The sequence below is a fragment of the Nitrosomonas sp. Nm166 genome (assembly GCF_900112825.1).
GTDB lineage: Bacteria > Pseudomonadota > Gammaproteobacteria > Burkholderiales > Nitrosomonadaceae > Nitrosomonas.
The window spans coordinates 16531-42964 of record NZ_FONE01000007.1 but is presented as its reverse complement, the minus strand read 5'-3'; the positions used below and the strand labels follow the sequence as shown (position 1 = coordinate 42964).

Here is a 26434-nt window from a genome sequence, read left to right as displayed (position 1 = left end):
TATCCAGTCTATTATTCCAACTTCATAGCAATATCTCTGAAACTATTCAATCCAGCTTCCAAATTCTCGATAATTTCACTCACTAGCTCATCCGGTTCCGGCAAGCTGTCCAGATCGGACAAGCTTTTATCCTTGATCCAGAAAATATCCAGGCTGGTTTTATCACGCGCCATGATTTGATCAAAGTTGTATTTACGCCAGCGGCCTTCCGGGTTTTGTTCGTTCCAGGTTTCCTGGCGCTGATGGCGGTTCTGCGGATTGTAGCAGGTAATAAAACCCTGCAAATCGTCAAAGCGCAACGGTTTCTTTTTGAGCGTATGGTGGATGTTGGTGCGGTAATCGTAATACCATACTTCTTTAGTCCACGGCTCTTTATTAGCTTCTCGGTTATCGAAAAACAGCACATTCGCTTTCACGCCGTGAGCATAAAAAATACCGGTAGGCAGTCGCAAAATCGTATGCAGATTGGTGGTTTCAAGCAGTTTCTTTCGTACGGTTTCACCCGCGCCACCTTCGAACAGTACATTATCCGGCACCACCACGGCGGCTTTGCCGGTGGTTTTCAGCATGGTGCGGATATGCTGCACGAAATTGAGCTGCTTGTTCGATGTGGTCGCCCAGAAATCCTGGCGGTTGTAGGTTAGCTCGTCTTTTTCCTGCCCGCCTTCCTCGTTCGTGAAGCTCATCGTGCTTTTCTTGCCAAATGGCGGATTCGCCAGTACATAATCAAATCGCCTACCGGAATCGGCCACCAACGAATCAGTGGAGGAAATCATACTGTCGCCATCAATTTCGCCGATATTGTGCAAAAACATATTCATCAATGCGAGACGGCGCGTATTGGCGACAATCTCGTTACCATAAAATGTATTGCGCTTGAGAAACGCTTTTTGCATCTTATCCATCGCATGCTCGGCTACCAGAAAATCGTACGCTCCCAAAAAGAAGCCGCCGGTACCGCACGCTGGATCGGCAATGGTCTTGCTAGGCTCCGGCCGGATGCACGCCACCATCGCCTTGATCAAGGCGCGCGGTGTAAAGTATTGTCCCGCGCCGGACTTGGTATCTTCCGCATTGCGCTCCAGCAGCCCCTCGTAAATATCGCCCTTGACATCCGCACCCATGGTCACCCACTGCGTTTCGTTCACCATGTCGATCAGCCGGTACAGCTTGGCCGGATCTTGAATCTTGTTCTGCGCCTTGGTGAAAATCTGCCCCAGCATACCCGGCAGCTTGCCCAGCTCCATCAACAGCGTCACGTAATGCACTTCCAATTCCGCGCCGCGCTTAGTTCTGAGGCTTTGCCATTATATTCCGCCGGAATGCCCACCTTGCGGTTGTATGGCGGCTGGCTGTATTCATCCGCCATTTTGAGAAAAATCAAATACGTCAACTGCTCCAGGTAATCGCCATAACCCACGCCGTCATCGCGCAGCGTGGTGCAGAAACTCCAGACTTTGGAAACAATGGATATGGTTGTGTTCATCTTTATTACCCTCTTTATTACCCTTACTAAAGGGTAATTACCCTTTCTTTTTCCACCTTGCCGCAGGCCCTCGGCCATGGCATTCGATGCCGTTTGCATTTCGCAGCTCGCGCAAAACACGGCGCACCATGTCCCTACTTACACCGGGACAAGCCTGTTCCACCTGAGCAACCGTAAATTCTCCTTCAAAGCGATTAATAGCTGCCAACACCAGATCGGTCTTTGACCCGCGCGGTGCTTTGATTTCACCGACTCTCTCGGCAAATTCGCGATAAGCCATCTTGAGGATAGACAGCACATAATTGATGAAAGGCCAAGGATCGTGTTTACCTTCATGCCATCCCTGTGAGCTTTGCTCCAGCGTCTCGTAATAGCGTTCATTGTTTTCTTCGATCAATCGCTCCAGGCTGATGTAGCGACCCACCTCATAACCCGATTGGTAGCACTGAAGCAAAAGAACCAGCCGCGACACACGCCCATTGCCATCGCGGAAAGGATGAATACACAGAAAATCCAGATTGAACGCCGCCAGCGCAATCAGTGGGTGAATCCAGCGCTCATCCATACAACGCTGCCAGTCGGCAGTCAACTCTGCCATCGCAGTAGGCGTACCTACCGCAGAAACCGGGCGAAACCGCACTCGTTTACGCCCATCGGCATAGCGCTCAATGATGTCGCCGTCTTTCTCCTTGTATTGCCCAGCATCCCAGATCTGGCCGCGCGCTAACTGATGCAAACGGCGGATGGTCGCCTCGCTCACGGGGATGCGGACAGCGCCTTCGTGAATGAGCTTCAGGGCATCGCGATACCCTCGCACCTCTTCTTCGTCGCGATCGCGAAACAACGGTTTCGGTGCAACCAGCACCTCGCGCACCCGCGCCGGATCAACCGATACACCCTCGATACGGTTGGAAGACACCGCGCTTTCGATCAGCGCATGTTCGCGTAACGTTTTCAACCGTTGCGGAGACTGCTGCGTATAAAGTAACTGCTGGCCGCGAAACTCACCAAGGTCGGCCAGATACCAGGAGGTGCTGGCAGAAATCAAAATATTTTGTGAGGCGAAAAGACGAATAGTATTCATGTTCGCGTCCTTGTGGTTTTTGGTTTGTTGTCGCGAATGGCTTTTTCTGCGGCGATGCGCGCCAGCAATTCGGAAGCAGGCTCGTCGTTCGGGTCTTGCGGCACCAATTGGCCGGAAAAGGCTTTTTTCAGGATCGCTTGGCGTAGGGTTTCGGCTTGTTGCAAGGCGGTAGTGATGGTTTGGTCGAGTTGATCGGTTTCGGATAGGTATAATTCAATTTCTGCTCGAATTTGATTCTGCTCGTTTATGTTGCAAATGGATACTTTTAAAATTTGATTCTGCTCGTTTATGTTGCAAATGGATACTATTAAAGACTGAAGCTCACCTGAATTGATGTTATTCACACCACTAGTCGACTTTGCTTTCTGCTCAATTTGTTTCCTAACCAAGTGAGATGAAAAAATGTTAAGTAAATAAACAGAATTAACAATATGATGCAAAGGTCGAAGTCTTATCAAATAGCCAGCATATAGATAATCGGTATCTTTACTGTAAATAAGAGCACATCGCCCTACTAAAGAAACGCTACCATTAGAACGAATGGTGAGAATATCGCCCGCTTTAAGCTTGTATGCAGAAATTTCCTCATCATCGAACTTAGCGTACTTTAAATCAGTTGCATCAATTTTTCCCAATACAATGTTTGGAATTCTCAGAACCCCCAAACCGTTAGGTTCGTAATCGCATTTCTTTGCGGTTCCATAGACTGGTTCTTCAATTAACGTTCCTACCCTTAAATAAGCCCATCCCTCTGGCAATTCAGGCAATTCCGCCAGTTCTTCGGCGGTGAGCGGCGGCAGGGTTTTTGGGAGCTTGGGTTTTGGAATCCCCCCTCGCTCCCCTTTTTCTAAGGGGGGGATGGATGCGGTGCTGGTTAGCTTCCCCCTTTGTAAAAGGGGGATTGAGGGGGATTTGTTCCACTCGGTCAGTTGTTGGTGGTAGCGCTGTTCGCGCTCTTGTTCGATGCGCTTGAGCAGAGTTTCCGTAGGTTCGAGCTTATCTTTATTTTCTTTGCGCCACTGCACAGTGAGCTTGCCTTCGAAAGCATGCTTCAACAGCACCTGGCGATACACTTTGAGCTGCGCCTGGGCGGTTTTCAGGCTTTCGATGCCCTTATCCAGCTCGGAAAACAGTTCTTCGATTTTTGTGACGATGCGGTGTTGTTCCTTCGTAGGGGCCAGATTAATGGGTATCCGACGCATCGCAGACTGAGTAAGTTTTAGCCGCGTTGTACCATTGGCATAACCACGATAATCAGTTTGATTAAGTGCGTAAAGCAGGTAACGATTTGAGCAAACGCCTTCTTTTCCTTTCAGCACGTGGGCATGATTATTGACCCAGCACTTCCCTGATACTAAATAGGCTTTATCTTTTACCCAATCAAAGAATGGTGCACCATCTTCACCAAGAAGTACAAATTCACCTTCCTGACGATAGTCGTTAATCCACCCAACTTGCCCCGTAGCCCCATAGTATGGATATGGGCCGCGTCGTTTAGCACGTTCTGTTGAATTTACTGGCTCACGCAAATTATCATAAATATCAGCCACATCTTCTAAAGTCAAACAGACCCAGCCTTGAGGTAAATTCATTTCATCCATCACGTCATACTCACTTCATCCAAATTGTGCAGCGCATTGTCACGGCAAATCCCCCTCAATCCCCCTTTTACAAAGGGGGAAGCTAACCAGCACCGCATCCATCCCCCTTAGAAAAAGGGGGCAGGGGGATTATCATTTTCTTTCCCTCACCATTTCATCAATCACTCCCAGCACGGCCTCGATCTCCAGCAGCACTTGTCGGTTGTCGAACCGCAATATTTTCAGGCCGAGATTCGCCAGGGCTTCAGCGCGCGCTTGATCCCTGGCTCGATGTTTGGCCTCAAAATGCTGGCTGCCATCGAGTTCGATCACCAGTTTTGCAACGGGGCAATAAAAATCCACAATGAATGCGAGCAGCGGTTTTTGGCGGTAGAATTGCACGCCTTGTATTTGCTTCCGGCGGAGGCGGTTCCACAGCGCATTTTCGGCGTCGGTCATGTTGCTCCTGAGCAGGCGCGATGGCTGTTTAAGCGTTTTGTAATAGGGTTCCATTACCTGACCAAAGCTTCATTCAATTCGTCCAATAACCCATCCATCCTTGCACCAAACAATTGATACATTCTCCCCAATCCACCTTGCGCATCAAACGGCGCCATTTCCAGGTCGTCGCGTTCGATATGGAACGAGTTGGCGACATGGTCGCGGATCATGTGCAGCCAGCGCATTTGTTCTTCGTTGAATTTTTCGCCGCTGCCGGCGTGGTGTTGCATGATCCAGCTCTGGAAGTTGCGCCGCACAGTATCGTCGAAGGTGGATAACCGGATATCCAAGCCGCACACGCGGCGGATCAGCGCGACCAGTGCGGTGAGTTCGTTGATGGGTTGTGCGCCTTGGTAATCGTCGAGTTGCCGGTAGGCTTGCCAGACGCGCAATGGGGCCAGTTTCGGTTGGTCAGCTTTCAGTTTGTCCAGCACTTGACGGATCAGCTCAAAGCTCAGTTCGCGCCTGCGGTACGGCTGGCTAAAGAAAATCGTCAGGGCGGTGATCTGGTCCTGATGCGCTCGCAGGTAGTCGGCGAATTCATCGGTCAACGCTTGCGCATTGCTGGCGGCGTCTTTGTCCCATTCGGCGCGGATCAGCATATCGAGGTTGTCGTGATCGATGATTTGTTCCTTGTCGCGACGGATGCTGTCGATCAATTCGATCAGTTCGCCGTTCAAGACGCGGGCAGCTTCACCGATCAGCTGCTGCTGCGCCTGTTCGCGCTTGGCATTGCCGGGATCGGTGCCGGTGGGCTGTTTGGCGAGTTGCAGCGCTCGGACTTCGATGTTGTCGGCGTCGATGGCGGCAAACAGACGGCCTACCAGTTGCGTGAGTTCGATGCCTGCGGCTGTGCGAATGCGGCGTTGATCGTCGGAGTCGAGTTGTTTATTGAGCCGCGCCAGACGTCCAGCGAGCGAACTGACGGTATCTTCATCGGCAGCACCCATCATTACGCGCATCGCCAGATCTTTCAGCGGTACGCTAGGTTTGGTGATCAACGGTTGACTGGCGGTTTTTAGCGACCGGGTGACGCCGATGGCATCGACAATGACATAGTGCGTTTTGGCGCTGACCGCGGAAGGCGTGACTTTTTTCAAATCGTCCAGATCCAGCGTGCGCGTGCCGCGGCCTTTCATTTGCTCGAAGTAATTGCGGCTTTTCACGTCGCGCATGAACAGCAGGCATTCCAGCGGCTTCACGTCGGTGCCAGTGGCGATCATGTCTACCGTGACAGCGATGCGTGGATAGTAATCGTTGCGAAACTGCGCCAGTACCGACTTGGGGTCTTCGTCGATCTTATAGGTCAGTTTCTTGCAAAAGGCGTTGCCTTCGGCAAATTCCTCGCGCACGGTCTGGATGATGTCGTCGGCATGGCTGTCGGTCTTGGCGAAAATCAGCGTTTTCGGTACTTCGCGGCGGCTGGGGAATATTTCCGGCCATTTGTCACAAAATGCACGAATCACGGTGCGGATCTGGTCCGGATTGACAACGCTGCGATCCAGCTGGCTGGCGGAATAGGTTTCGTCTTCGTCCTGCATTTCCCAGCGTTTCTTGCGCGTCAGCTTTTCGCGTTTTTCCACTGATTGTTGCGAGCTGATTTGCGCACCTTGCTGAGTGATCTGCGTGTCGATCACATAGATTTCGTTGCCGACGTTGACGCCATCCGCCACGGCTTTTTCATGGCTGTACTCGCTGACGACATTTTTGTTGAAAAAACCGTAGGTGCGGTTGTCCGGTGTTGCGGTGAGGCCGATCAGGCTGGCATCGAAATAATCCAACACTTGCTGCCACAGGTTGTAAATCGAGCGGTGGCATTCATCGATAAAAATGAAATCGAAAAATTCCGGCGGCACCTTGTCATTGTAAACCACTGGAAGTGGCGCTTTGGGTTGTGCCAGTTCCGCCGGATTGATCGCTTCCACGGCTTCATCCAGATCGACGCCTTTGAGGATGGAATACAGCCGCTGGATGGTGCTGATGCAAACCACGCTGTTACCTGGAATATACGAAGACTTCAAGCGTTGCGTGGCGTAAATCTCGGTAAATTTGCGATTATCGTCGAGCGGCAAATACGACATCATTTCCTGTTCGGCTTGCTCGCCAAGATTGCGGGTATCGACCAGAAACAAAATACGCTGGGCATCTGCATATTTGAGCAGCCGGTACATGGCGGTGATGGCGGTGTAAGTCTTGCCTGCGCCAGTCGCCATCTGAATCAACGCGCGCGGACGGCCTGCCCGGAATGAATCTTCCAGCCTGGCAATGGCGGCTTCCTGGCAATCGCGCAAGCATAATGCACTGGCTGGCAATTGATCGGGATTAAGCGGTGGTATTTGTTGCAGGCGCTGGCGCAAGCTGGCATCTTGCGTTATCCAATCCTTGAGCGTTTCCGGGCGATGAAAGTTGAACACTTCACGCGAACGTGGCTTGGGATCGCGGCTATCGGTAAAGCGCGTAACGATGCCGGTGCTCTCATACAAAAATGGCAATCGCATCGTATGGTTGATCCATTTCAACCGCGCCGAAGCATAGCCTTCGGTTTGCGCTTCATGGGAGGTCAATCGTTGTCCTTCTTCCTCACGCTTGGCCTCGATCACGCCCACCGCTTTTTTATTCACGAACAGGACATAGTCGGCTGGGCCGAGATCGGTTTGATATTCGCGCACTGCCTGACCGATACCATCATTAAGATCGATTTTTCTACCCGACTGAACCACCCAACCTGCCTCCTTGAGTAGTGCATCGATATGATCGCGCGCTCTTTGTTCGGGATTCTGGTTCTCAACCATTACTTAGCTACTTTGCGTTATGCGCCGGGTGACAAAAATGATGCAAAATAGCTGATTCGCTCTAAAACGTCAAAAGACCCATGAAATTCTTACGGTGCAGTAACTTCACGGGTTGTTAATATAGTTGAGTGTGTAAGAAATAAAGAAGTTAGCTTATAGATCAATCTTTTTCTGCATTGCCAGGCTCGGGCATCGCGCTTTGGTCATACAGTTCCTTTGCGACGCTTCTGCATCCGCTCGATCTGTAATTTCCAAAAAAGCGGATCCCTCCAGTCATAACTATAGCGGAAAAGCGATTGAATCGAAGGAGCCAGCTTGCGCATCTCTTTTGGGCTGGCGTTATAGCCTGGATCTCCATAGTGGCAACTGAACCCTCTCTTATAATAACCAATGGTGAGCATCGGCCTCGGCACACCGGAGTTATTTGGCGTGCCCCGGTGCCACATGCCAGGGTCTCTTATCAGCACATCGCCTGGCCAGAGCTCGACGTACTTAGAGTCGATGAAGCTGGCCAGCTTGTCGACAGGTGGGTTTCTTGCGTCCTGCACGCGTACATTCAGTCCCATGTTTAGAAAAATGCCCTTGTGCCAGAATTGGCTCCCGCCCGGCCAGATTTCTAAAGGACCGTTATCCCGGTGGGAGTGAACCGTAGCGATATTTACAATATAACCTGACGGTCCACTTGAATAATGGACCAAATCACGATGAGGGGCCTGAAGCATTGCCCCTTTCATGCAAACATCACTTGCGACTGATTTGCAATAAAAAGAAGAGCCGAACGCTGCCCGCAAAATCGGAAGGACAAGTGAATTCGCGAGGATAGCGGGATCGGCAAAAGGTCCCACCAGCCTCGGAAACATTTTCAAACGCGAGCCACGCTCCCAGAACAAGACTCCAAATTGATGGGATTTCAGAATTTTCTGACCTTGACCCAGCTGGGGAGTTTGGTCACCCCAGGTTTCTATGCAGTCTTTGACCAGTTCATCCATTGAGTCATGCAGGGCGGCGTTTAAGCTTGGAGAAAGTATCTGCCGGAGAATGACGTAGCCTCTACAGTTTAATAAGAGAGCACCCAGTTGAATATTCTCATCGGAAAGTGCTCCTTGCTCAACTTCGGTGCGCGTGACCGGCAAAGCTTCAATATCTATGCTGCTTTCATCTGGCGAAATCTGTAAAACTGAGTTCATATCGTCCTCATCGGGTGAAAAATTCTACAGTTGATCGGTCGTGTTTAAGCTATGAATCGAGTTAAGCCATGAAGATTATATCCTTAAAATTTGAAGCATGAGTTACGGAAAGATGGGTTTAATTGCAGCGCGATCAGTTCCCCACGCAGCAGAATTGCAAGAGAAGAATAACCAGCTTCTCATGCGTTTAACTCACTGTAAATGCGGAAATTTATATAACAAAATGCTGGATTCAATAAAATGTATAGAATTTTTCTTGGCACATGCTCTGTAGTCCAATGATCCTAACCTTCATACACAAAGAAGGGCTCAGCAAAAATGCTGAACCCTCTGTTTTATAAAGTTAGGCCTAAAATATATGGCAAACAATCCAGATTCGAATGAATATTTAATTCATTGAATAATAAGATTTCTTGTAATAAGCATTTTTCTCATCGCAGTACCGCAATTAATAAGCAATTTATCTATGTTACGTTGCACTCTTTAGGACACCTCGAATATTCATTCCAGCTAAAATGAGTTGCAATGCTGCAAGTGCCCAAGCAGAATGGGGAATGGACCAGATAAGCCATAACAGATTGCTGAGCAAAAATAACCAGAAACCCCAATTACGATTATCTTTTCTTTCTGCTGCGACATACCATGCCGCCGCTATAGAGGCAATCATTGCAGGCCATTGAATTAAATTCACCCAATCCATAAGAAAATACATGAGGCAGGTAGTTAGTTAGAGGTTGAATAAATAAGCTTGTCTTCTTTTGCACACCCCAAACTACAAAAGTACATTCTTCCAGCAGCTAATTTCCTTCGGCAGATTTTCCTTATGACGCTCATATCGGCTGTGTGCCGAGCTCAGCAACACGCTGACATCCTTAAAAACAGCTTACCTCTCTCGTTAATGAGAAAACCCCAACTGTTGAAGGTAAAATTAGATGCGGATGGGCAACTATATATCCAATTCTAATTCTTGTTCCGCGCCGCCGTCTTTCTTCCTTAAGGATTGCTTCTTAACGCGGGATAACGCTGCCGCCATCCTCAGACAAAATGACTTCTACACGCCGATTCAGTTGACGTCCTTCGAAAGTATCATTGCTAGCGACTGGAAAAGTTTCACCATAGCCTCGCGAAGTAATACGGTCACTGCTGACTCCATTATTGATAAGCGCCCTTTGCACGGCATAGGCACGTCGGTCAGAGAGCTCCTGGTTGTAATTGTGACTGCCGGTACTATCCGTGTGGCCTTCAATCAGTACGGTACGTTGAGGATATTGTTTGAGAAAATCAGCCAGCTTTTGCACAGTACGCATCCCACCGGTCTCGAGTTGAGCCATATTGGTACGGAACAATATATCGCTCAGCGTAATCACTAAACCGCGTTCCGTTTTCTTGGCCTTCAGCTCCTCTAATTGTCTTCTGGCTTCATCAGCCTCAGCCGTTCTGGCTTCCAGCAACACCCGATCACGCTCTGCATTTGCATTCGCTACTTTTGATTCCGCTACTTTTGCCTTGGCAGTTTCCTGGGCGATAGCAACTTGCTGGTTTGCCATATAAGCCAAGTGATCCACCTTGGCATCCTTTCCTTTCTTTAAGGCAAGATCCGCTCTATTCAGAAATTTATTTGCTTCTTCTAATTCAAGTGCTGCCATTTCGGTTACTTGTGGGTTCATGAGCGCATTGTTGTAATTTCTATGCGCTTCTGTAAGCGATGGATGTTGCGGTGTTGCACAACCCGAAATAAGAGCAGCAGCAATCAGAATTCTAGAAAAATGCCATTTTTGCATGGTAGACTCCAGTAAAGATTTATGGGGCTTGACGATCTATTTCTTGGCGCAGCACGCGGCTGGATTCCTGCAATGCCTCTGCTGCTTTCTGCGCTTTAGCTGACCGTGCCATGGCTCCAGCTAATTGCGCATCAATCTGGGCCTGCTCGGCAAGTCGCTTGGCAAGTTCATAATCCTCTTTTCCCATCGCGCGCTCGGCAGCTTCCATTTTTTCTATCGCTGACTTAAGCGGTAGCGGTGCAAATTCATTCCCGCCAGCACTGAGGGCATCATTTACCGCCGTTTTGGAAGCAGCTATCTGATCATTTGGCGCCGGAATGCTTTTGCAGGCAGCCAAAAGCAAAGGGCAAATCATGAGTACACCAATGATACGCATCAGTTGATGCGGTTTTTTTATAGAGTAAGCATTCTTCATTATTTTTGTATCCATTGAATTAAACCTCGAAATTGCTGCAAGGGTTGAAGTATCTTCTGTGAGCTAGCGAAATTTAAGCCATTCAATTGAATAAATTTCATCCGTAATTTAGATCGATAACGTGCAAAGAACAGTTCGCTAGCACACATACATACTGCGAAGCGTCACAGCAAAGCTTGATCACAGTCAGACCGATTGCACACACCGATGCCATGCTGACCGCTATCCCAACAAAATAAACATAGAGATCTTCTTTACGACAGTTAAAAATTTGGTGTGATGTTTTGGTTAGCTATCGTACAGACTGAGCTTTGTTTTCACCTTTATGGTTACAGGTAAGTGAAGATGATGTGAAACTGTGTTGAACATTACTATCACTTAATTAATAAACTAATTAAGGAGAATTAATTATGAATTGGGATCAAATTAAAGGTAACTGGACACAGCTCAAAGGTAAAGCACAGCAGCAATGGGCTAAATTAACCGATGATGATTTCGATATGATAGAAGGCAAACGCGAGGAATTAGCTGGCAGAATCCAGGAAAGATATGGAATCACCAAAGACGAAGCTGATAAACAAATCGATGACTTCTGCAAAAGAATGTAGGAATTAAAATAAGCCGATTATAGGATTTTGAGTTAAATCCTATAATCGGAGTAACTTTTATACAAATAATCTCTTTCTCTTTTACTCCTTATTATCTTTTTACTCCTTATTATCTTGCTTTACTGATTGATATGTCGGTAGAGCTTTCCTTCTCAGCAGGCTCAGCTTCAATCTTAACAGGAGTAGTACCTTCCTCAACCATATCCAGCTATTTAGCTGGCAGCATGAGAAACATCAATGACACGGCGGTCTTCAACATAAATCGTTAATCTTGACCTTGACCTCAACTTTTTTCTCATTACTCAGGTTGATTACCTCAGCTGTAGTTCCCAAGGGTAAATTCGCATGAGCAGCTGTCATCTCGGTTTTATCATAAGTTGTTTTATTGCTGATCGTTTTTTTACCTGGGAATCCTGCCCATACCAAGAAGCTTCTCCGGTTTCCGTGTGAACTGGTTGAGCGGCAATATCGCTGTCCTCTTGTTGGGTTTTAGTTGAGTCTGTGGTTGGGATACTTTATTCTGCTCGGTGCGTTCTGAAGTACAACCCGAAACGGCAGCTGGTTATAGAAAAAATATAAAATATCCCCTCTCTTAACGTAACACAGCCGCTCATGCTTATGGTTCCACAACACTGGGTAAGATTCCGAGAAAATTCGCCGCATTTTACGATCCTCATTCGGACTGAGACTGCTCAGTCGCATCCAAGGTCAGATCATTATGAACAGATTTGACATTTTCCTGATTCTTCGCAACTTCTAACGCTCTGTTGATCTTTTCCTGAGAATCCAGTACACCGCTCAGCCGAACCATACCATTCTCTGTCGTGACTTTAATTTCAGACGCTTTAAGCAAGGGGTCATCGATAATCGCCGCCTTCACTTTGGCGGTAATGGCTGAGTCGTCAATGTACTGATCAGCATCTGCCATTTTAGCGCTCATCGATTCCTTTGCCTCATCAAGCTTTTGACTTGCTAAATCTGCTGCAGACTGTCCAGGCACACCTAGAGCCAGACCGTTTTGAACAGATTTGACATTTTCTTGATTCTGTGCAACTTCTAGCGCCCTATTGATCTTTTCCTGAGAATCCAATACACCGCTCAGCCGAACCATGCCATTCTCTGTCGTGACTTTAATTTCAGACGCTTTAAGCAAGGGGTCATCAATAATCGCCGCTTTTACGTTGGCTGTAATGACTGAGTCATCAATGTATTGACCGATAGATTCGCCCGCCTCATCAGGTTTCTGACTTGCTTGTTCTGATTCGGGCTGTACAGGCACATCCAACGTTAGATCGTTTTGAACAGATTTAACATTTTCCTGATTCTTCGCAACTTCTAACGCTCTATCGATCTTTTCCTGAGAATCCAGTACACCGCTCAGCCGAACCATGCCATTCTCCGTCGAGACTTTAATTTCAAATACTTTAAGCAAGGGGTCATCAATAATCGCCGCCTTCACTTTGGCTGTAATGACTGAATCATCAATGTATTGACCTATTGACTCTCCTGTCTTGTCAAGTTTTTGACTTGCTTGTTCTGATTCGGGCTGCACAGGCACATCCAAAGTTAGATCGTTTTGAACAGATTTCACATTTTCCTGATTCTGTGCAACTTCCAGCGCTCTATCGATCTTTTCCTGAGAATCCAGTACACCGCTCAGCCGAACTATGCCATTCTCCGTCGTGACTTTAATTTCAGACGCTTTGAGCAAGGGATCATCGATAATCGCCGTCTTCACTTTGGCCGTAATGGCTGAGTCATCAATATATTGACTTATTGACTCTCCTGCCTTGTCAATTTTTTGGCCTGCTTGTTCTGCTAACTGCTCAATCTTCTTTCCAGCATTTTCAACCGAGCGATCCTCAGTTTGCTCTGTTTTTTCAGCCGATCTTTCTTGCTGGCAACCCATTAAGCCGACAATAATGCCTAAGCCAGCCATCAAAAGAATTCCTTTTACTGAACTATCTGGGTTCTTTATTTTCTTTATTGTTTTCATGTGTCTTCCTTCAAGTAACTAATCTTAAGTAATCGATAACGCTACAAAACTTAGTAAATCTTAGGTAGTGAATGGCTCATCGTCTGTTCGATATCGAACGCAATTTTCTAATTGATTTCTCTAGCTAAAATGTTTTTATTCGTGTAATCGTTTCTTTCTAGCGTTAAATTTTCTGCTTGTATGTTTGTTACCGAACAGACTGTGTTTGATTTCAATAATAAGGTGGTTAGCATTTTTTAAGTCTGAATGAAATAAGGATTGGAAATAAGGATTGGATTAGTTATCTTTCTTTATTCGATTATTCATTACCTTAGGAGAATATCATGCACCACACATCTTCGCACGCGAGCCAAGATATGCAGAATTGCATAGCTGCCTGCACTCGGTGTCACCAGATCTGCTTGCAGACCGGGATGAACCATTGTCTTGAAACTGGCGGAAAACATGTTGAAGCAGCCCATTTTCGCCTGCTAATGAATTGTGCCGAAATATGCCAGACTTCAGCCAACTTTATGCTCAGTAGTTCTCACCATTCTTCTTCTCTTTGTGGAATCTGCGCCGAGATCTGTGAAGCATGTGCAATCGATTGCGAGCGGATTGGAGATATGGATGAATGTGTTCAAGCATGTAGAGATTGCGCTGAAACGTGTCGCCAAATGGTGAATATGCAGCACTAACTTCTATTTTAGAGATAAGCGATTAGGGTGATTGTTGATGGTTCATGCTGCGCTGAAATATTCAAGGTTTTTTCGATATTATGATATCGGTATTGAGCATTGAAATAAGAAATTAACAGGAGATTAAATCATGAAATACTTTGTTAAGTTATTCTTTGCATCTTTCTTGACCTTGGCATTATTGACAGCTATGGGATGCGGATCAACTGAAAAACGAGAAGGAACCGGAGAATATTTTGATGATGCTGTGATTACTACCAAGGTTAAAGCGGCCATTTTTAATGATCCAACGTTGAAATCGACTGAAATCAACGTTGAGACCTTCAAAGGCGTAGTTCAGTTAAGTGGTTTCGTAAGCGATACCGCCAGTATCGACAGAGCGGCTGAATTAGCACGCGGTGTTGCTGGTGTAAAATCGGTTAAAAATAGCCTGCAGCTCATCAAATAGCACAGGATGCAACATGGAAGGCCTTTTAGCATAAAAATACTTATATGAATATTCCGGAAGTATATTGAAATGTTAAAAGGACTTCTTTTGAGCTTGGCTTTAGTACCAGTACCGCTCATCCCGACTTGCGCCTTTAGTGACGAACTGGTACTTGAGAATGAGGCGCTTGCAATTCAGCAAATCTCGCAGCTCGTAGAAGAAAGCATTCGCTCTGATGCGAAACAGGGTTTTGCCCACAGAAATGCTCATGCCAAGACGCATGGTTGCGTGAAAGCACAATTTCATGTACTCCCACTGCCGGACGAAATGCGCGTTGGAATTTTCGCACAAGCACGCGAGTACCCTGTCTGGATCCGTTATTCTAACGGATCCGAAAAAATACAAGATGATTCGGTAGGCGATGGCCGTGGAATGGCCATTAAGCTCATGGACATCGAACATAGTCCATCTGGTACACAAGATTTCGTCATGTTCAATCATCCCGTATTTTTCGTGCGAAATGCAGCAGACTATGTTGAATTTCAGAAGGCTCTTGCTGAAGATAGTCTCATTCAATTCTTTTTCCCGGATTTAGATCCACGGAATTTCCGTTTACATGAGCTTAAAATCGTCACCATGATCCAGAACAAAAAGATTAATAATCCATTACATACGCAATATTGGAGCGCGACCCCTTATCGCTTCGGTGATACCGCCATAAAATTTTCCGCCCGCCCCTGCGATAAGATTACTTATTCCTTGTCTCGAGGCGCTCAATCTCCTAATTTCCTGCGTGAAAATATGCAAAAACACCTTGATCATGAGGATGCATGCTTTAATTTCATGGTTCAGCTGCGTAAACATTCGTTAGAAATGCCTATCGAAGACCCTACTGTTGAATGGAACGAAAAAGACTCGCCTTTTATTTCCGTGGCAAAAATCATTATTCCATCCCAAGCATTCAACACGCCAGAGCAACTGAAGTTCTGCGAAGATCTTACCTTCACGCCTTGGCATGCGGCGCCTGATCATCAGCCCTTGGGAGGAATCAATCGCGTGCGGAAAGCAGTTTACGAAACATCTTCTCGTGTACGTCATGAGCTAAACGGCATAGAACGCAATGAGCCAGCAAGTTTCTGATACGGGAGGGGTATGCAAAGACATGCACGAATGGAATATCCATCGCTTTCATATACTTCCTGTCTATTTAATAAATAAAAGACTCATACCAAACTCAGCAATACTGTTTTTCTCAAAAGGATTTATGCGACCGGATCGGAATTAGTGGATCTCATTCAAATTTCATGATATTATTACGAAATTTTTTAATTGGATTATACATTTTTAATCTATTATTTCTGTTATTTTACGTAATAATTCACTGATTATTTTATACAAATATTTTTTACATTAATTGATTAACCTGTTCAACGTGTTCCTCTGCGATATGAAAACATCTTTTAACTTGAGCTTACCTATATTCGCTCAGGTATAACCACTTATATTTATCCGCACTTCACTGACTCCTTTCACTTTGTCACCCGAAGATCTGCCAGGTCGTGGTTAAACTTATCTAAGCCAAGATTCTATATAGAATGAATGAGTCGAATGAGTCATATTTTTATGGTGCTGACTATAAGCTATGAAACTTGAAACAGAACGGGTTCGAAAAAATGTAATTGGCTCACTTAGAAAGTAGTTATTTATTCATTCATATAATTTTAAATTACTTATGAGTATTGGTTTATAGCGCTAATCAATCTCGTAAACAAATTTCAATTTTGGAGGATGTATGGAAGCAAATCGAACATGGCAATTAGTTAGCACTGCTGGCAATCATTTTGTTCAAATTTGTCAGAGTGAGACGCTTCGGGCTGAAGCAATTGCACGCTACATTCAAGAAGGTGTATTGAATGGTGAAGGAGTTATAATTATCGCCGACATGGCGCTAAGAAAAAATGTCATTTCCAACATGGAAATGCTGGGCTTAGATGCTCAAACTTTAAAAAACCGAGGTCAGCTCAGATTTTTTGATGCTAAATTTCTGCTATTCAGCTTCGTGATTGATGGAGAACTTAAAGAACAGGCTTTCCAGGAAGTTATCGGAGACCCTATTCATAGCCTGCAATTAAAATATGGCAAAGTTCGCGTCGTTGGAGAAATGATGAATATCCTTCTGAAACAAGGGCAATACGATGCAGCTAAGCTGCTTGTAGAGGTGGGGAAAAATTTAGCTGAGAGACAGGAATATTCGCATCTTTGTATTTACTCTCTCGATGATCTTCAACCTCATGCTTATGAGGAAGTTTTGGAGCGTATCTGTAAATTCCACTCGCACCTGACACCGGTAGAGGATCTTGTTTCATCGGGAACCCTAGTAGGTGAGGTTTTACTGGATGCCTTCGAGTCAGCTTGGAGTCGTGTGGTAAACAAATTAGCGGAGTCTCAGAAGAATTCAACAAAGATGACACCCCGCCGAGTCCCGCTTCTAAGCTAAAAGGAAGAATTTTGTCTTTAAGGAGATTAAGCAATTAAGCAATTGATTAATATTGATCAAACGAAAAAATTCTTTCTTTATTATTTGATAGGCTCGCAAGCTGTAGTTTTTAATTCACCTGCCTTTAAGTTTATTCGGCCGCGATGATAATTGATTATTCCAGCTTGCGATTATTTTCCTGCTGTTTTGTTTTACCTTAAACATCCTGTATCTTTTTATTCCGGATAACGCTAGCGTTGAATGCTTCAACCTGGTATCAACCTTCATCAGCTTCAAGCTGAGCAATAGGAAAAATCGCCTCACCCTCAGGAATTAGCGGCAAGTCATCTTGATCCTCATTACCCGATAAAAAACAGCAGCGCCAAACCAATGCCGCCAGCGGTTGCAAACATACCTGAAATGCACTGTTTGGCCAGCAAAGTGCTACCAATGAAGTATAGAAGACCGAACTTGAAACCCATATTGGAGAGTATTCCAAGCGAAATCGCGATGACTGTTTCGGTTGCTTGTAATTTATCCAGCTCATATAAACGCAGACTCGACAGCGTAATGGCATCGACATCGGTCAGACCTGATAGCAGCGCAACGGCATATAATCCTTTATTTCCGGCGATATCAGATAGCCACGCGGAAAAGAACAAAACAATGCCATAAATCAAGCCAAAAGCGGCGGCTGCACCGATTTCAGTTGGATTTTTAATCTCAGGCACAGCTAATCCATTTTGCTGATTCAGTTGATGCCACCAATAAGCCGTAACCACCGCCCCAAGCACAAAGCCGCTGCCTAAAACCGGCAACAATTGTGGCAATATGGAAGGGGAAACCACTGCACTGACAATGGCCAGGCGAATCAGTACGGTCAGATTGGCAGTCAGGATGACTACCACCGCTAGTTGCGTAAAGCTCTGGTTTTCAGTGCTGCGGCGCGCGTATACCAGTGTTGTGGCAGTGCTAGAAACCAGGCCGCCGAATAAACCCAATACTGCGCCGTGTTGCTGACCGATGAGGTGTAACGCCACATAACCCGCTAGACTGACACCCGAGATCAATACCACCATTAACCAGATCTGGTAAGGATTGATCGCCTCATAAGGTCCAAAATTCTTATCGGGTAATATCGGTAGAACAATAAATGTCAGCACGGCAAACTGCAGCACGGAAATTAAGTCCCGCCGGCTTAGCTTTTCAGTGATGCCGTGCAATTCTGCCTTGAAATACAACAATACTGTCGTAATAATTGCCAGCATGATTGCCAGTGTATCACTGCCATACCAGACCGCCGCACCTAAACCATAGCATACAAGGATAGCCGCTATGGTGGTAGTGCCCGGCTCCGCGCTCTCGGTTTTGACGCGGACATACGCAGCGATCATCATCAAGCCGACTATGAACAGACCGCCTAGCAACAGCCAAGGCGTAGTTTCTTCTGCTAGCATGGCGGTCAGCGTGCCAAATAGCGCAACCAATGCAAATGTTCTCAACCCTGCCCTCGAACCCGGACTGCGTTCGCGTTCCAGCCCTATGAGTAAGCCGATTGCAAGGCTGGTCAAGAAATAGGGCAAAGCAGCCAACTCTCCGTTTAGCATGAATTCACCAGGCATCGTCAATTACCTGATCATCAGCCTGAAACCAATGCTCAAGCAACAATTGCAAAGTTGTTTTACCATTATATTCATTAGCCTGCAGCCGATAAACCGCATCAATCCAGTCGGGCAACGGGTCATTATGAAAAAACAACATACCCTCGTAACAATCGTCGGATTTTCGCGGTATTGGCAGCATCTCAGCTTGATTACTGAAATCCAGTTTTCTTAATTTTAATTTTAAGTGCTTCTCACCCACGATACGCTGACTTTCGACATAAAACCGCGCCGTGAATGCAGGTTGAGGAAAACCTTGTCCCCATACCTGCCGGTCGAGGCATTCCGCCAGTGCGATATTCATTTCAGAAATATCCAGATCACCATCGGTTTCAATCACGCGCGTCAAATCAGCCGGTGTCAGCAGGGTTTGTGCCGCTTCCTCAAAAGCTTCGCAGAATTGCTCAAAATGACAGGCTTGGATGGTCAGCCCAGCGGCGGCGGAATGGCCGCCAAATTTAAGTATTAATCCAGGATAACGTTTGGCAATCAGATCCAGCGCATCGCGCAGATGAAAGCCATGGATTGATCGACCGGAGCCTTTTAATTCATCAGTATTGCCGGCTGCAAAGATGATCACCGGACGATGATATTTATCCTTGATGCGCGAAGCAAGAATGCCAATGACGCCTTGATGCCAATCCTGATCAAACAGGCAGATGCTATAAGTTGCCTGGATTCTCGGTTGCTGGCTTTGCAGCGCATCTTCCAGCTTGATTAATGCGCTTTCCTGCATGGTGGATTCGATTTCCCGGCGCTGCCGGTTCAATTCGTCCAATTGCCTGGCAATTTCTGCTGCATACGCCTCATCGTCGGTAATCAGGCATTCAATCCCCAATGACATATCGTCCAGACGTCCGGCTGCATTCAGTCGCGGCCCCAGGATAAAACCTAATTCGTATGTGGAAACTTGCTGATAATCGCGCCGCGCCACTTGCAGTAATGCGTGAATGCCTGCACAGCAGCGCGCTTTACGGATGCGCTGCAAGCCTTGCTGCACCAGAATGCGGTTGTTGCTATCGAGTTTGACCACATCAGCGACGGTTCCCAGCGCCACCAGATCAAGAAAATTGGCAAGATTGGGCTCCGGATCTACGGCTGTAAAGGCGCCGCGCTGACGTAATTCAGCGCGTAGTGCCAGCATCAGGTAAAAAATAACCCCCACACCTGCAATACTTTTACTGGGAAAAGGGCAACCAGGTTGATTGGGATTAATAATGGCGACTGCCGAAGGTAAGGTATCACCTGGCAAATGATGATCCGTAATGAATACCTGCATACCCAACCGATTGGCTTCAGCCACGCCATCAACGCTGGCAATGCCGTTATCGACGGTAATCAGAATGTCAGGTTGTTTGGTGGCAAATGCTAAGTGGACAATTTCCGGCGTCAATCCATAACCGAACTCAAAGCGATTAGGCACCAGATAATCAACCATGGCACCTAATTTCCGCAAAATGCGGATGCCGACAGCGCACGCAGTTGCGCCATCAGAATCATAATCCGCCACAATCAGCAGACGTTTCCTTGCCGCGATGGCGTCTGCCAGCAAGGTGGCCATTAAGGTGATATTTTTGAATCGCTCAAACGGGATCAGGTTCACCAATTCTGTTTCGAGTTGACTCGTATTTTCTATACCCCGCGCAGCATAAATACGGGCGAGCACCGGCGGTAACCCACACTCACTAAGGGCTTGGAAAATCTCTGCATCATACGGACGAGTGGTAATTTTGGGCATGTGCCGGATGATAGATGGTTGATTCTGGGTAGCAGCGGACTATTTTAGTCTGCAACCGCTTCTGGCGCTACCGTAATTTTTTCAACCTTGAGCATATGCAAGCGGCGACTATCAGCGCGCTGTACGGTAAATTTAAAGTGATCGATGACGACTGATTCACTACGGCTCGGTAGACGATTAAATTTGTTCAATACCAGCCCGCCCACCGTGTCACAGTCATCACTGCTAAAGTTTGCACCGAGCACTTCGTTGAAGCTGTCAATTTCGGTAATTGCCTTGACCCGGTAGCTTCCGTCAGATTCCATCACAATATTGTCTTCTTCTTCATCAAAATCGTACTCATCCTCGATCTCTCCGACGATTTGTTCCAGCACATCTTCAATCGTTACCAGCCCTGCCACACCGCCATATTCATTGACGACAATAGCCATATGGTTACGATTGCTACGGAAATCTTTCAGCAACACATTTAGGCGCTTGGATTCCGGGATGAATACGGCGGGTCGCAACATGTCGCGAATATTGAATTCTTCTGGATCGGCGTAGTAACGCAACAAGTCTTTCGCCAGCAGAATACCGATAATATCGTCTTCGCTACCTTCGATGACCGGAAAGCGGGAATGTGCAGCTTCAATGACAAAAGGAATGAATTTTTCAGGTTTTTGGCTGATGTCGACAACGTCCATTTGCGAACGCGGCACCATGATATCACGTGCCTGAATTTCAGAAACTTGCATGACGCCTTCGATCATGCTCAGCGCATCCGAATCGAGTAAATTGCGCTTAAAAGCGGAGTGTAACAGGGTGATGAGTTGGTCGCGGTCTTCCGGTTTGGGGATCAGCAAGGTGCTTAATCGCTCCAACCAGCCGCTCTTAGGTGATGGGTCATCCATTTTATATAGATAGTTCAATAGTCTAAAAGAAAAAGAGTTAAAAATCCGGTTGTGGTAATCAATCAAAAGTCATCAGCAAGATAATCAGGATGAAGATGTTTCATGTTCAGTATACGGATCCTCATAGCCAAGCCGGGCCAGTATCTGGGTTTCTATTTGCTCCATCACCGCGGCTTCAGCATTTTCGATATGATCATATCCCTGCAAATGCAAAACACCATGAACAGTCAGATGTGCATAATGCGCCAGCAATTTTTTATGCTGCTGCTGCGCTTCCTGGCTTACAATCGGCGCACATAACACAATGTCGCCCGTCAGCGGTTGCATGTCGTCATAAACAAAGGTCAATACGTTCGTCGCATAGTCTTTATTGCGAAATTGCTGATTGAGTTCGCGTCCTTCAGCTTCATCCACAATTCGTAGCACAATCTCAGCATTCTGCAGCAGCGCCGCTTTCACCCAGCGGCGAAACTGCGGCCGCGTGGGAATTTCTGTGCCGCTTGTCGCATATTGCACGGCTAGTTTGAATGATTTTCCCATGCAGCGATGCTGTCAGGACTCCTGCCTACGTTTGTCATGTTTTTCATAAGCATTGACAATCCGCTGCACCAAAGGATGCCTTACCACATCTCCCGATTGAAAATGAGTAAACGCAAGACCGCGGATATTTTTCAGCACTTCCTGGGCTTCTATCAGTCCGCTCTTCTGCTGCTTGGGCAAATCAATCTGCGTCACATCACCGGTAATCACCGCTTTTGAGCCCAGGCCGATGCGCGTCAAGAACATTTTCATCTGCTCCGGTGTGGTGTTTTGCGCTTCATCCAGAATGATGAATGACTGATTCAACGTGCGCCCACGCATAAATGCCAAGGGAGCAATCTCAATCGTATTACGTTCAAATTGCTTGCTCGTTTTGTCAAATCCCATCAAATCATACAGTGCGTCATACAGTGGACGTAAATAAGGATCCACTTTCTGGGTCAGGTCGCCTGGCAGAAAACCCAGACGTTCACCCGCTTCAACCGCCGGACGAACCAGGATCAGGCGTGATACCAGATCACGTTCCAGCGCGTCTACTGCGCTTGCCACCGCGAGATAGGTTTTTCCCGTACCGGCTGGGCCGATCGCAAACGTTATATCATGCTCCTGAATTTGCTGCAGATATTGTGTTTGACGCGGGGTGCGACCGTATAAATTGCTGCGGCGTGTCAACAGCTCGGGCGATGCGGGTTGTTTGATGTCAGTGATCTTCTCATCGCGATGAGTGGTTGAGTCGGTTCTGTTCTGTGGGTTCAGCGCTTCAATCAAGCCGAGTTGCACCTGTTCCAGACTCAGATGATGCCGCGACTGGTCATAGAAATTGCGCAGCACCTGCGCTGCCAATTTTGTCTGATCAGATTTACCTGCCAGGCTAAAATGTTCGCCGCGACGTGAAATGGCTACATCCAATGCTATTTCAACCTGTTTCAGGTTTTCATCCAGTGTGCCGCACAAGTTGGCCAATCGTTGATTATCGACGGGACTGAAAGAAATTTCGATAGGTTTAGATTTCAATGTTTGGAGGAATTGTTACGATAAATAAGATTCTCTCAGCGGCCGAGATACTTTGCAAGTAAAAATTCCTTACTTTATTCAGATAGTACCTCACCACGCAAGGTATGAGATCGTGCTTCAGTAATGCGCACATCTACAAAACAACCGATCAAGTCGGGATTGCTCGCTAAATTGACAACACGATTATTATCGGTGCGACCGAAAAATTCATCGGTATTTTTCTTGGATACCCCTTCCAGCAGCACACGTTGTATCGAGCCGACCATCTGCTGGCCGATTTTACGGGATTGTTGATGAATCTGTGCCTGCAATCGCTGCAATCTTTCCAGTTTGACTTCCTGCGGTGTGTCATCAGGCAAATCAGCAGCCGGGGTGCCGGGGCGCGGGCTGTAGATGAAACTGTAGGAATCATCAAAGTTCATTTCCTCGATCAATCTCATGGTTGCGGCGAAATCAGCCTCGGTTTCTCCCGGAAAGCCAATGATGAAATCCGAGGACAATGAAATATCCGGACGTATTGCGCGCAGCCTGCGGATGATGGATTTGTATTCGAGCACGCTATAACCGCGCTTCATCGCCGCCAGCACTCTGTCGGAACCAGACTGCACCGGCAGATGCAGGTGATTGACCAGCTTGGGCAACTGGCTGTAGGCTTGAATCAAACGCGTAGTGAATTCTTTGGGATGAGAAGTGGTATAGCGGATACGTTCAATACCGGGTATCTCGTGAAGATACTCAAGCAGTAAGGCAAAATCGGCAATTCCGCCATCATCCATCACACCCAGGTAAGCATTGACATTCTGCCCCAGCAGCGTGATTTCCTTGACACCCTGATCAGCCAGAATAGCAATTTCGGTCAGCACATCATCCAGTGGTCGCGAAACTTCCTCACCGCGCGTATACGGCACCACGCAAAAACTGCAATATTTGCTGCAACCTTCCATAATTGAAACAAAGGCTGTCGCGCCTTCAGTGCGGGCGGGCGGAAGATGATCGAATTTCTCGATCTCAGGAAATGAAATGTCAACCTGTGAGCGCCCGGTGGTCCGGCGGGTCTCGATGAGTTGCGGTAGCCGGTGCAATGTCTGCGGTCCAAACACCACATCGACAAACGGTGCACGACTGACAATGGCTTTGCCTTCCTGACTGGCCACACAGCCACCAACGCCAATCAATAAATTGGGATTGCGCTCTTTCAAGTGTCGGACACGGCCGAGATCATGAAATACTTTTTCCTGCGCTTTCTCGCGCACCGAGCAGGTATTAAACAAAATGATATCGGCCTGCGCCGGATCATCGGTGGATTCCATGCCATAGGCGGCGTGCAGGACATCGGCCATTTTCTCCGAGTCGTACTCGTTCATCTGGCAACCAAAGGTTTTGATATAAAGCTTATTATTCACAAATCGACTAGTGCTTTTTTAAAAAATAAAAAACGTTTTTTCGGTATTTCCTGACCCTCTTTTTCTGCCGCTTTAACTTCGTCTAGGGTCAGAATCCAGATGCGATGCAAATTGCCCATGATATCTAATTGATAGCGAACCAGGCCAACATAGTTTGCCATACTCGGCAAAATAATCATATTATCAACGCCCCGAATCTGCCCGCCCGCTCCCATTCGCATCTGTTGATCATTGATGGTGAATAATGGAAAGGAAACGGCGGTCACGTTACCCAGCTTGCTATCGGGAGGAAAATTCCGGGGCTGCTGGCCGCAGACAGGAAACGATAGCACGGTCAATACAATAACCAGAAACCATGGCATTACCTGCGTTTTTTCCATAATTTTTGAATCGCAAGCGGATAAAATGCAATTGGCATTTGTTGGAGATTTGATCTCGATCGATACCTGATGTTTTTGAGAGCCTTATGGTACGCTAAAGGGAAATTGAGTATCAACGGTTTTGTAATTTTCTAAATGCATTACCTGATAAATTATTCAAATAAATCAATGAACAATCTCCAGCGAATCTGCAAGCTGCACCGCAGCTTGGCACCCGCCGCCTGCCAGTATCGCATAGAAATCTTGAAGAATTACTGGAATGCTCGCGTGCCACAGTTACGCGCACCATTGATGCGCTGCGCTTGCATCTCAATGCACCGCTGGTTATGACCGCGAACGCAACGGCTATCACTATGATGCCCAGGAAAATGGCGTATCTGAATTGCCCGACCTCTGAAGAGAATATGAAATGCTCGCAATTTACCATGAAGAGAAGTCCACATGCCAATCCGCCGGTTGATCCTGTAATATTCGCCGAATTACATGAACGATTGGAACTGATAAAGAGTCGGTAAGCTCGGATATCACATAGATAAGGAGTTTACATGAACAAACAGATCACCCTGCCCGCCTACACAACCGAAGAACTTGCAAATAAAACATTGCAGGAGCTAACCGGCATTCTTATCAAAGACGAAGACCGGGTTCCGCTGAATGTGATTGTGGAATGTGCCCGGCGCGGCGAACCCATGCTGGATTTGTTCATTCAACAGCACCAGGATAATTCCCTGTGGCAATATGAGATGGATGTCGACCAGTTCTGGCAACGCTTCCATACTGTGATGATATTGGGAATGATGCCGAGTGAGCGTGCCGGTTTATTGCTCGTTGAACTGATGCGCCGCATGGCGCTGGAAGAAGATCGTGACTTGCAGGATTGGCTCGATCCCGACTGGCCCGGCCTGTATCGCAATAAGCCAGACAGCATCCGGCGGGAATTATGCAAACTTTGCGAAGAAAGGAAACTGGGTTGGTACCTTCGCGCCAGCGCAGTTAATGTGATTATGGAATTAGCCGGCGAACAAGACGGAGATGATCTTGAACGAAGGCTGGCCTGGCTCGCCGGTATGGCTTCGGATAAAAATGAAGATTTTGATTTTCGTTTGCTATTAGGTAATTACTTACTGGATCATCCGCGCGCAGAATACCTTCCCTTATTGGAAGATCTAGCCAACAGGCAAGATGACTATATCAAACATTTTTCCATGGATGATGTGCGGCGTGCTTATGCAGGTGAAGAAAAGATGCAGGGCAATGAATACACAAAAAATCCATGGGCATTCTATGAACCCGACGCCATTATCGAGCGCCAGATGCGCTGGCAGGAAGAAGCAGCGAAAGCAAGTCAGCGTCAACAAAGTCTGGATAAAAATACCGCCTACGAACCGTTTCACCCGGATACCTATATCCGCCTTGAACCCAAAATTGGCCGCAATGATCCATGCCCCTGTGGCAGCGGCAAAAAATACAAAAAATGCTGCCTGTAAGAAATTTAATCCGGGGACATTCTGAATAACTTGCATTTGTCATTCCGAACAAAGTGAGGAATCTTTGGTAACTGGCAATAAGATTTCTCACTACGCTCGAAATGACAGCGATTCAAAAGCTTCCAGAAAGCAGTTCCAAAATTAAATCGGCAGGCTCAGGTTTTGAGCCTGTGAGCCGAGATAATGTAAAGGTACAATTTTTACAAGGAAGCATTATGTCACGGCGCGTAGTTCTGAACTCACTCTGTCAATCTGCTCAACGGATTCACGTCATGCGTGAATCCGCTGAGCCATACGATAACGCACAG

The 26434-nt window shown here is 46.9% G+C and carries 26 protein-coding genes; 5 read left to right on the top strand and 21 right to left on the bottom strand.

The genetic code is table 11. From position 1 onward, the window contains the following. Positions 1–11 precede the first annotated feature (11 nt). From BM021_RS03470 to BM021_RS03425, 10 genes are all read right to left on the bottom strand, one after another. Positions 12–1259: an HsdM family class I SAM-dependent methyltransferase gene (locus tag BM021_RS03470; protein WP_256207751.1), complete on the bottom strand. Its 1248-nt coding sequence runs from the start codon at positions 1257–1259 to the stop codon at positions 12–14. Then, positions 1256–1486, bottom strand: a complete 231-nt coding sequence (locus tag BM021_RS15960; protein ID WP_256207750.1) for a type I restriction-modification system subunit M N-terminal domain-containing protein — start codon at positions 1484–1486, stop codon at positions 1256–1258. Before BM021_RS15960 ends, BM021_RS03470 begins: the two co-directional genes overlap by 4 nt. Before the next feature lie 37 nt (positions 1487–1523). Then, positions 1524–2444, bottom strand: a complete 921-nt coding sequence (locus BM021_RS03465; protein ID WP_218147804.1) for a Fic family protein — start codon at positions 2442–2444, stop codon at positions 1524–1526. 122 nt (positions 2445–2566) lie between these two features. Further along, complete coding sequence (locus tag BM021_RS03460; protein WP_143074285.1) at positions 2567–4171, bottom strand: restriction endonuclease subunit S; 1605 nt, start codon at positions 4169–4171, stop codon at positions 2567–2569. A 132-nt stretch (positions 4172–4303) separates the two neighbouring features. Beyond that, positions 4304–4663, bottom strand: coding sequence for an endonuclease domain-containing protein (locus tag BM021_RS03455; protein WP_090718915.1), 360 nt, complete (start codon positions 4661–4663; stop codon positions 4304–4306). Next, entirely contained in the window at positions 4663–7443 is a 2781-nt protein-coding gene (locus BM021_RS03450) for a type I restriction endonuclease subunit R (RefSeq protein WP_090718913.1), read from the bottom strand. Before BM021_RS03450 ends, BM021_RS03455 begins: the two co-directional genes overlap by 1 nt. A gap of 203 nt (positions 7444–7646) precedes the next feature. Next, positions 7647–8630, bottom strand: a complete 984-nt coding sequence (locus BM021_RS03445) for a phytanoyl-CoA dioxygenase family protein (protein ID WP_090718911.1) — start codon at positions 8628–8630, stop codon at positions 7647–7649. Between the two features lie 469 nt (positions 8631–9099). Then, positions 9100–9330, bottom strand: a complete 231-nt coding sequence (locus BM021_RS03440) for a hypothetical protein (RefSeq protein ID WP_090718909.1) — start codon at positions 9328–9330, stop codon at positions 9100–9102. 307 nt (positions 9331–9637) lie between these two features. Continuing rightward, entirely contained in the window at positions 9638–10411 is a 774-nt protein-coding gene (locus BM021_RS03430) for an OmpA family protein (protein ID WP_090718905.1), read from the bottom strand. A gap of 19 nt (positions 10412–10430) precedes the next feature. Further along, positions 10431–10841, bottom strand: a complete 411-nt coding sequence (locus tag BM021_RS03425) for a DUF4398 domain-containing protein (protein WP_090718903.1) — start codon at positions 10839–10841, stop codon at positions 10431–10433. A gap of 395 nt (positions 10842–11236) precedes the next feature. Between BM021_RS03425 and BM021_RS03420 the strand changes: the two genes are divergently transcribed. After that, the gene (locus tag BM021_RS03420; RefSeq protein ID WP_090718901.1) at positions 11237–11434 is read left to right on the top strand and encodes a CsbD family protein; all 198 of its coding nucleotides are present in this window, start codon (positions 11237–11239) and stop codon (positions 11432–11434) included. Positions 11435–11686: 252 nt separating this feature from the next. Here BM021_RS03420 and BM021_RS15420 read toward each other — a convergent pair whose 3' ends face one another. The 3 genes from BM021_RS15420 to BM021_RS15415 form a co-directional block, all read right to left on the bottom strand. After that, a complete protein-coding gene (locus BM021_RS15420; protein WP_177186287.1) occupies positions 11687–11860 on the bottom strand; it encodes a septal ring lytic transglycosylase RlpA family protein in 174 nt (57 codons plus the stop codon). A gap of 247 nt (positions 11861–12107) precedes the next feature. Further along, a complete protein-coding gene (locus tag BM021_RS15955; protein WP_256207749.1) occupies positions 12108–13430 on the bottom strand; it encodes a BON domain-containing protein in 1323 nt (440 codons plus the stop codon). Positions 13431–13735: 305 nt separating this feature from the next. Then, the gene (locus BM021_RS15415; RefSeq protein WP_177186286.1) at positions 13736–13891 is read right to left on the bottom strand and encodes a hypothetical protein; all 156 of its coding nucleotides are present in this window, start codon (positions 13889–13891) and stop codon (positions 13736–13738) included. 346 nt (positions 13892–14237) lie between these two features. On the opposite strand from BM021_RS15415, the gene BM021_RS03400 reads away from it, so the two are divergent. From BM021_RS03400 to BM021_RS03390, 3 genes are all read left to right on the top strand, one after another. After that, positions 14238–14555, top strand: coding sequence for a BON domain-containing protein (locus tag BM021_RS03400; RefSeq protein WP_090718897.1), 318 nt, complete (start codon positions 14238–14240; stop codon positions 14553–14555). Positions 14556–14624: 69 nt separating this feature from the next. Next, a complete protein-coding gene (locus tag BM021_RS03395; protein ID WP_090718895.1) occupies positions 14625–15674 on the top strand; it encodes a catalase family protein in 1050 nt (349 codons plus the stop codon). A gap of 652 nt (positions 15675–16326) precedes the next feature. Continuing rightward, positions 16327–17031, top strand: coding sequence for an MEDS domain-containing protein (locus BM021_RS03390; protein ID WP_090718893.1), 705 nt, complete (start codon positions 16327–16329; stop codon positions 17029–17031). A 338-nt stretch (positions 17032–17369) separates the two neighbouring features. Here BM021_RS03390 and BM021_RS03385 read toward each other — a convergent pair whose 3' ends face one another. The 8 genes from BM021_RS03385 to BM021_RS15135 form a co-directional block, all read right to left on the bottom strand. Then, on the bottom strand, positions 17370–18632 hold the full coding sequence (locus tag BM021_RS03385) for an MgtC/SapB family protein (RefSeq protein ID WP_090718891.1): 1263 nt from the start codon (positions 18630–18632) through the stop codon (positions 17370–17372). Continuing rightward, complete coding sequence (gene recJ / locus BM021_RS03380; RefSeq protein WP_090718889.1) at positions 18622–20409, bottom strand: single-stranded-DNA-specific exonuclease RecJ; 1788 nt, start codon at positions 20407–20409, stop codon at positions 18622–18624. Before recJ ends, BM021_RS03385 begins: the two co-directional genes overlap by 11 nt. Before the next feature lie 44 nt (positions 20410–20453). Continuing rightward, the gene (locus BM021_RS03375) at positions 20454–21302 is read right to left on the bottom strand and encodes an HlyC/CorC family transporter (RefSeq protein WP_090718887.1); all 849 of its coding nucleotides are present in this window, start codon (positions 21300–21302) and stop codon (positions 20454–20456) included. 84 nt (positions 21303–21386) lie between these two features. Continuing rightward, positions 21387–21842, bottom strand: coding sequence for an rRNA maturation RNase YbeY (ybeY, locus tag BM021_RS03370; RefSeq protein WP_090718885.1), 456 nt, complete (start codon positions 21840–21842; stop codon positions 21387–21389). A 12-nt stretch (positions 21843–21854) separates the two neighbouring features. Next, positions 21855–22856 carry a PhoH family protein gene (locus tag BM021_RS03365; protein ID WP_090718883.1) on the bottom strand — a complete coding sequence of 334 codons (1002 nt, stop codon included), beginning with the start codon at positions 22854–22856 and terminating at the stop codon, positions 21855–21857. 74 nt (positions 22857–22930) lie between these two features. After that, positions 22931–24259: a tRNA (N6-isopentenyl adenosine(37)-C2)-methylthiotransferase MiaB gene (gene miaB, locus BM021_RS03360; RefSeq protein ID WP_090718881.1), complete on the bottom strand. Its 1329-nt coding sequence runs from the start codon at positions 24257–24259 to the stop codon at positions 22931–22933. Beyond that, on the bottom strand, positions 24256–24639 hold the full coding sequence (locus tag BM021_RS03355; RefSeq protein ID WP_090718879.1) for a hypothetical protein: 384 nt from the start codon (positions 24637–24639) through the stop codon (positions 24256–24258). Before BM021_RS03355 ends, miaB begins: the two co-directional genes overlap by 4 nt. Before the next feature lie 251 nt (positions 24640–24890). Next, positions 24891–25082 (bottom strand): hypothetical protein, encoded by a 192-nt coding sequence (locus BM021_RS15135; RefSeq protein WP_143074284.1) that lies wholly within the window; start codon positions 25080–25082, stop codon positions 24891–24893. 102 nt (positions 25083–25184) lie between these two features. Here BM021_RS15135 and BM021_RS16460 point away from each other — a divergent pair, with 102 nt between their 5' ends. Beyond that, complete coding sequence (locus BM021_RS16460; protein WP_305728874.1) at positions 25185–26126, top strand: YecA family protein; 942 nt, start codon at positions 25185–25187, stop codon at positions 26124–26126. The last annotated feature ends 308 nt before the right edge of the window (positions 26127–26434 follow it).